This is a genomic window from Polynucleobacter aenigmaticus, from assembly GCF_002206635.1.
Taxonomy (GTDB): Bacteria; Pseudomonadota; Gammaproteobacteria; order Burkholderiales; family Burkholderiaceae; genus Polynucleobacter; species Polynucleobacter aenigmaticus.
Window position 1 is genome coordinate 23,833 of the sequence record NZ_NGUO01000020.1, and the last position, 6,363, is coordinate 30,195.

The 6,363-nt window shown below is 45.3% G+C and carries 8 protein-coding genes; 1 reads left to right on the forward strand and 7 read right to left on the reverse strand.

Annotated features, from left to right (window positions below):
* Window positions 1–8 precede the first annotated feature (8 nt).
* Genes CBI30_RS10265 through CBI30_RS10290 form a run of 6 tightly spaced genes read right to left on the reverse strand, consistent with a single transcriptional unit; the run spans window position 9 to window position 4,668 of the window.
* Window positions 9–1,727, reverse strand: a complete 1,719-nt coding sequence (locus CBI30_RS10265; RefSeq protein WP_088528203.1) for an L-aspartate oxidase — start codon at window positions 1,725–1,727, stop codon at window positions 9–11.
* Window positions 1,724–2,335: a fumarate hydratase C-terminal domain-containing protein gene (locus CBI30_RS10270; RefSeq protein WP_088528204.1), complete on the reverse strand. Its 612-nt coding sequence runs from the start codon at window positions 2,333–2,335 to the stop codon at window positions 1,724–1,726. Before CBI30_RS10270 ends, CBI30_RS10265 begins: the two co-directional genes overlap by 4 nt.
* Before the next feature lie 8 nt (window positions 2,336–2,343).
* On the reverse strand, window positions 2,344–3,219 hold the full coding sequence (locus CBI30_RS10275; protein ID WP_088528205.1) for a fumarate hydratase: 876 nt from the start codon (window positions 3,217–3,219) through the stop codon (window positions 2,344–2,346).
* A gap of 14 nt (window positions 3,220–3,233) precedes the next feature.
* Entirely contained in the window at window positions 3,234–3,593 is a 360-nt protein-coding gene (sdhC, locus tag CBI30_RS10280) for a succinate dehydrogenase, cytochrome b556 subunit (protein ID WP_088528206.1), read from the reverse strand.
* Window positions 3,590–3,940 (reverse strand): succinate dehydrogenase, encoded by a 351-nt coding sequence (locus CBI30_RS10285; protein WP_088528207.1) that lies wholly within the window; start codon window positions 3,938–3,940, stop codon window positions 3,590–3,592. Before CBI30_RS10285 ends, sdhC begins: the two co-directional genes overlap by 4 nt.
* Window positions 3,937–4,668, reverse strand: coding sequence for a succinate dehydrogenase/fumarate reductase iron-sulfur subunit (locus tag CBI30_RS10290; protein WP_088528208.1), 732 nt, complete (start codon window positions 4,666–4,668; stop codon window positions 3,937–3,939). Before CBI30_RS10290 ends, CBI30_RS10285 begins: the two co-directional genes overlap by 4 nt.
* Window positions 4,669–4,752: 84 nt before the next feature.
* Between CBI30_RS10290 and CBI30_RS10295 the strand changes: the two genes are divergently transcribed.
* Window positions 4,753–5,610 (forward strand): LysR family transcriptional regulator, encoded by an 858-nt coding sequence (locus tag CBI30_RS10295; protein WP_088528209.1) that lies wholly within the window; start codon window positions 4,753–4,755, stop codon window positions 5,608–5,610.
* 73 nt (window positions 5,611–5,683) lie between these two features.
* On the opposite strand, the gene CBI30_RS10300 is transcribed toward CBI30_RS10295, so the two are convergent.
* On the reverse strand, window positions 5,684–6,363 hold a 680-nt coding region (locus CBI30_RS10300), incomplete at its 5' end, for an IS3 family transposase (protein ID WP_143744389.1).

Consider the following 6,363-nt stretch of genomic DNA (forward strand, 5'->3'; position numbering starts at 1 on the left):
AAAAATAATTAAGTCTCAACTAAGATTGTTTCGCCTGGTTTGACCATCGTAAATTGAATGGGTCTATTTTCAATACGCAAACCCTGCTCACTCAACTGAACTGCAGTGAAATAAGACTCTTGCAAGGATCCCGGCTCAGGGAAATCATCGCGATAGTGAGCGCCTCTAGAGTTTTCACGAGAGATAGCTGCTTCTGTCACAGACTTACTCACCAAAATGAGATTGTTTAAATTCATCCAATCCTGCCATGTAACACTGTACTGCCTCTGAATGTCGCCCACTCCCATTTGATCTAGCTGCTGACCCAACTGATCCAGCTTAGTGCGAGCTCGTAGCAAACTTTCTTTAGTTCTGGATATTCCCACGTCATCCCACATGCATTCCGCTAGAGCATCACGAATCAATTCAATATCGCCCGCCGGTCTTTCTAATGGCGCTTCATGCGCCTTGATGCTAGAAAAAACCTCCTCCATATTGCACTCTTGCAAATTTTTGGAGCCAACCCAACGCGCCATTTCCTCGCCTGCGATGCCGCCATATACCGTTGAGTTTGCAACACCATTTCCGCCAAGGCGATTTGCTCCATGAACACCACCGGTATCCTCGCCTGCAGCAAAGAGCCCAGACAATTCAGTACTGCAATCTTTTTTGAAAACTAAACCACCCATCATGTAATGCGCTGTTGGCACAACCTCAACTAAATCACCCGCTAAGTCAAAACCACTATCAGCACAACGCTCTACCATGCCCTTGAACTGCTTACGAACATTATCTGGGCCAAGGTGACTCATTTGAATATAAGCACCGCCATTTGGCGTTGCTCTACCAGCCCGAATTTCAGAATTAATGGATCTAGAAACAATATCTCGTGTGGCGCGCTCATTGCGGGGATCGTAGTTCCCCATGAAACGCTCATGATTACCATTGAGCAAGTAACCGCCAGCGCCACGCAGACCTTCCTCTAAAACTGTACCTGTCATACGGGTGTCCGAACCAGCAAGAAGTCCAGTTGGATGAAATTGCACCATCTCCATATCGCGCAAGGTTAATCCCGCCCTTAAGGCCATTGCTAAGCCATCGCAGCTTTTATCTCCGGATGGGGTGTGATATTTATACATAGTAGGACCACCACCAGTGGCCAAGAGCACTGCCTTAGCTCGCACTAGCGTGAACTGGCCAGTCTGCATGTTGAGCATCAACACGCCAGCGATAGATTTTCCATCGGTACTGTGAATAAGCTCTACAGCTCGATGCTCTTCTAAACGATCAATTCCCCTGGACCATACTTGTTCAGCCAGTCGATTAATAATTTCAATACCAGTTAAATCGCCCTTATGTACGGTGCGGTCAAAGGTTTGCCCAGCAAATGCCTTTTGATGAACGGTCCCATCTGGATTGCGATCAAAAAAACAGCCCAATTCATTCTCAAGCTCATGAATACGCTCAACAGCCTTAGAAACTAAGGTCCAAGCAAGGTCCTGGTCTGATAACCACTTGCCACCTTCAATCGTATCCATAAAGTGACGTTCAACGGAGTCACCCTCAGCCAATGCAACGTTGTAACCGCCCTGTACCATCCGAGTACAGCCGCATTTTCCAAGCAAGCCCTTGACGGCAATAGTGATATGCAAATCAGGATTAGTTTGATGGGCATGTAGGGCCGCAAAGAGTCCCGCGCCACCAGAACCTAAAATTAAAATATCCGTTTCATGGGTGGCAATACTCATGATTGAATTCCTAAACTCTTGAGTACGGCCTCTTTATTGCGCGCAACATCAGCTCTCACTTCTTGATAGATGCTGCCGCCATGACTATCCATTGCTACGAGCAATGGGCCGAAGTCTTTGATCTTAAAGCGCCAAAGCGACTCAGGATTGAGATCATCCATATCCACATCTTCAATTTGCTCAATCCAAGTTGTTTCCAGTGCTGCAGTGCCACCAATAATAGCCAAGTAGACACCGCCGATTTCCTGAAAGGCCGCAGCAGATCCCTCGCGCATGCCGCCCTTACCAACAATCATGCGAACGCCATTTTCAGTCATCAATGGACGGGTAAAACGCTCCATTCGATCAGATGTAGTCGTGCCAATACAAATAGGCTGATAGCCAGCTGGAAACTCTTCACTTACTGCCACCTTGCGCACATTCGGGGCTGTATGAATCACTGCATGCCCATTCAAATCAAAGCGCGTTTTTCGACCCTTATCGAACAAGTGAATCTGTGTCGCATCCCGAATACCGAATAAAGTATTTTGCAAAGTCACCGTGTCATTAATGCGGAGCATACGAATATCCGCCTCACTAACTGGAGTTGAAAGGTTGTAATGTGCCATGTCGTTTCCTAGAACCCGTAAGTGACGCCATTGGGCGTAAAAGTTGCACGCGCTCTGCGTGCAGAATGGCACTGCATATTGACTGCTACTGGATTTAGAGTGATATGTGTATGGGCCAACTCAACATGGACGGCAAAGGCTGTTCCATCACCACCTAAACCTTGAGGACCAATACCTAGCCTATTCACGGCAGCAGTTAACTCTAACTCTAACTTGGCCCCCTCTTCGTCACTACAGGCGCTGCCCAAGGGTCTCGTAGCTGCACGCTTAGCCATTGCGACACATTGCTCGGATGTACCACCAACGCCAACGCCAACAATAGTTGGAGGGCAAGTCTTGCCGCCAGCAGAGACAACGCTTTCAATCACGAAGGCTTTAACACCATTGATTCCGTCAGCAGGAATAGCCATCTTCAAAAAAGAATTATTTTCTGAGCCACTTCCTTTTGGGACCATCTCAATTTCCAAAAACTGATCACCATCACAAAAGTCAATGCTAATTGCTGGCATATCAATGCCGCAAGAGGTGTGATTATTTTTCCTAGTAATTGGATGCACCACAGAAGAACGTAATGGATATTCAGTGGTTGCACGCTCGCAACCTTTACGGATTGCAGCCTTTAACTCCATACCATCAAACTGAACATTACGACCTATCTTTACCTTATAGATAGGCAAACCAGTGTCCTGGCAAAGCAGATTGTCCTCGCGCTCAGCAACGGTGATATTGGTAATCATCGTTTTTAATACCACCTGAGCACGAGCATCTGACTCGCTCTGATTGAGACGCTCGATTCCAGCCTTGACATCGTCAGGAAGCACTTTCAAAGCGCGGATATACAACTCTTTACATGCCTCTTCAACCACATTCATTTGTAACTGCATAGAACATCACCCAATCAATTTGCTAAATACAAAAATAAAAGGCCGCAAGTAATGCCAAACAAAATGGCTGCCTGCGTCCAAGCCTTTAAAAGACCGCGCCATGGACCAAACTCAATCATCAGCAGTCGAATACCGCCCACTAAATGTATGGCCAATAAAATAACTAGCGCCCACTCGCCAAATTTAAATACCCAGAAATCCGTTAATCCTAGATAGCGCTCAAAACCACTTGCGCCCCGCAATGACTGGGATAGCATTAAAAAATGCAGAGGAATAAAGCAAGCTAACAATAGTCCAGAGAAGCGATGACATGCATAACCAAAATAGGAAAGATGGCTTTTTGCACGTAAGTCAAGCTTTGGCCTAGTACTCATAAATTTCCTCCGGTATATACACCGATCACAGCAAGACTGCCTAACACGAGTATGAGTACTGCTAGCGTGGAGGATAAAAGTTTAGAAACAATCCCTTTCGAGAAAGTTTCCTCAAGAATATTTGCCAACCCAATAGGTGCATGCACAAAACACGCCAAGACAAAAATCTCATAAAAAATAGCAAATGCAATATTGCCTTGAGTGCGCCCCAGAATTTCTTCTGCAGTTAGGCCGCCTCGGATTGCGTAAAAAATAATGACGAGATGAATGCTGACGCAAATACCCAAGATCATTGCGCTAATTCTTTGGGCATACCAAAGCTTCGCCTGCAACACTCCTTGACTCATAACTTACCCCATTTACTGCCCCGTACCGCAGCTCTTGCAACCAACTTTTTTAGCCCTGCAATACTGGCTGTAGGCTCTAGTTTTTTAGGGCATCGCTCAGTACAGGAGCCCTGTGTGTGACATGCGTGACAACCTTCATCTCCAGCAATGGCGCGCAGACGATCCAATTGCTGGACATCACGCACATCATTGGTTAGTGTCCATGCACGGTTAAGGGCAGCGGGGCCAAGATAATTTGGGCGTTTTTCAACAACCTCGCAAGAGGAATAACACACACCGCAACCAATACATTCAATACCAGCATTAGCCAGTTGACGTTCATTTGACTCTGGCTCTACCTTTGCAAAGTCATCGTGGCGGGTTTTATCCCCCTTAAAGAAGCCAACAGCCCCTTTCCATTTATTAAAGAACTCCCGCATATCTGTTGCAAGATCTTTAATCACGGGAAGATTATTTAACGGTGCAATCTCCAGCGAATCACCCTGAACTATTTGAGAAACATGAGTGCGGCAAGTCCATCGAGCAACCCCATTAACCGTCATGGCACAGGAGCCGCACATACCAACTCGACAAGCAAAGCGATAGCTCAGAGTCGGATCTAACTTGCGCTGAATATAGGTCACTACATCCAAAACCGTTTGATTTGGATTACGTGGCACTGCATACTCAACAAATTCACCTTCTTGAGCACCGCGCCAGACTTTTACTTTGAGATCTGTATTGGACATGGCCTCATTATATCGATAGATAGTAAAAAATAAATCGAATATAATTTTCTTTGAGATAAAAAATAACTTTATATAAATATACCCATGTCAAGCATAAGAGTACTTAAAAACTTTCTGGCAATTACCAGACATAAGACTGTTGCATCTGCAGCAAAAGAAATTGGTCTCACTGCGGCAGCGGCCGGTCAACAGTTACAGCAACTGGAGTCAGAGCTTGGCGTTGAATTATTTGATAGAACAAAGCGCTCCCTTAGCCTGAATCACCAAGGCAGATCACTGATTGAGCCCATTCAGGATATTGTTGCTCGTTACGAAGCCCTAGGCTCCGATTTCAAATCGGAACTTAGCGGAACCATTGTCTTGGGCGCACTAGTTTCAACGCTCATGGGGGCCTTTGGAAGTACCCTGAATAAAATTAAGCAAAGCTACCCTAGCCTCGAAGTGAAATTGGTAGCAGGCTTGTCGAGTAATTTTCTAGATCAAGTTCTAGACGGAAGCTTAGATGCTGCCATTGTTACCGAATCCCCCTATGCATTACCTCAGAATATTCAATGGACTGAGTTGTATACCGAACCAATGGTTTTGATTTACCCAACAGTCAAAAACAAAAAAGGCTCTGCGCCAAGGGGATTATCAGGCGATCTTCCATTTATTCGTTTTGAGAGAAATACCTGGACTGGTCATTTAGTAAATCAAACTATTCGCTCAAGCAAGCTAGTTATCAAGGAAGGTATGGAACTGAACTCCGTAGAGGCCATCATTGAGCTAGTAAGACAAGGGCTAGGCTATTCCATCGTCCCCAAGTTGGCAAATATTGCCTGGGAGAGTGATCGCCAACTCGAAATATCTAACCTACCTGGAAAAACGATTTATCGAAAAGTTGGCTTACTAGAAAAACGTAAACATTCTCGTCAAAATATCACCCAAGAAATTAAAAAGTAATTTTTTGGAGCAAGTGACTGCTAAAGAAAAAACCACCCCGCATGAACTGACCCCCAGTAGTTGGACAGTCTAGTTAGGTTAGCACGAGGGATTGAGTTCGGTAATTTACCGGACTTAATCCCTTTAGTTTTTGTTTGATTCGATCATGGTTGTAGTAGTGGATGTATTCCTTTAGTTCTGTTTTAAATGATTCGATACTTTCAAACCTCCTCCGATAGAAGAACTCTGTTTTCATAATCCCAAACCAGTTTTCCATAACTGCGTTGTCTAAGCAGTTACCTTTTCTAGACATGCTTTGAGTAATGCCCTGCTTGTGCAAGGCCTGTTGATAAAGCCCCATCTGGTATTGCCAGCCCTGGTCTGAGTGCAGCATGGGTTTATCTTTTGGTTTGAGTTGTTTAAATGCGCTTTGAAGCATCCGCATGACTGAGCTAATCTGTGGCCGATCAGCAATCTCATAGGAGACGATCTCTTGGTTATATAAATCTAAGATCGGTGATAAGTACACTCGCTCGCCCTTGATATTGAACTCGGTCACATCGGTCACCCACTTTTGATTGGGTTTGCTTGCTCCAAAGTTACGCTCAAGTAAGTTTGGGGCTACCTTACCTATAGCGCCTTTATAAGACTGATATCGCTTAGGCCTCACAGTCGATTTAAGTCCTAACTGAGTCATGAGCTTTTGTACGGTCTTGTGGTTGAGGTAGCAAGCATCGTTCCGGAGGGCCAGTTGTATGCGCCGATAGCCATAAC